We start from the raw sequence: 758 nt of genomic DNA, 5'->3' as shown, positions 1-758 counted from the left end.
CGGCCTCCTCGGCGCGGGCCCGGGCGAGGGCCAGCTGGGCGCCGTTGTAGGCCTCGACGGCCTGTTCGGCGGTGCGCCCGGCCCGGTCCAGCTCGGCCCGGGCGGCGGTGAGGGCGGCCTCCAGGGCGGCGGCCGAGGAGGCCTTGCCCTCGGCCTCGGCCCGGGCCCGGTCGATCTCCTCGGTGGTCGGGTACGGCTCCTCGTCCGTGGGCCGGCCGACCGCCGGTGCACCGGTGACGGGTTCGCCGAGCGCGGGGGCGGCCTGGGCGGCGGGAAGCAGTCCGAGCAGTGCGGTGAGGGACAACAGGAGGGTCGGCAGGAGCCTGCGAGCCACGCGACATCATCCCTTCTGACGGGTCCGGAGGGGACGGCGTCGGACGGTGCGCGGCATCGGGGCGGGCGGGCGACGGCCCGGCGGCCCGGTGGTGGCGGGGAGTCCGATGAATCATCCCATCACGTGACAGAACGGTCACATGACGCTCATGTTCTCAATTCCGGCAGGCTTCACACCTGGAAAAGTGCTCCGCCGGTCGGGTGACGATCAGATGATCTGACCAAATGTCGGCTTCGAGCAGGCGCCCGAGGCGGGCCGCGAAGGGTGGACGAGAGCGGGCGGCGGCCGGGCGGGCTACCGGCCGATCCGGCGGGTGTGCGTCCGCAGCCTGGGGTGCCGCGCGGGCCGGCTCTCCAGCCCGGTCGGACCGACGGCGAAGGCCCGGCTGCGCCCGCCCGGACGGTACGGCGACGCTGCTGCGCCA

1 pseudogene is annotated in these 758 nt (G+C 75.2%); it reads right to left on the bottom strand.

The features are described from left to right. A pseudogene (locus AE652_RS42450) lies at positions 1-334 on the bottom strand (hypothetical protein); the annotation flags it as partial. Between the last annotated feature and the right edge of the window lie 424 nt (positions 335-758).

The organism is Kitasatospora sp. MY 5-36 (genome assembly GCF_001182915.1).
GTDB lineage: Bacteria > Actinomycetota > Actinomycetes > Streptomycetales > Streptomycetaceae > Kitasatospora.
Note: the sequence above shows the minus strand (reverse complement) of the source record. Positions and strands in the feature narration are given on the sequence as shown.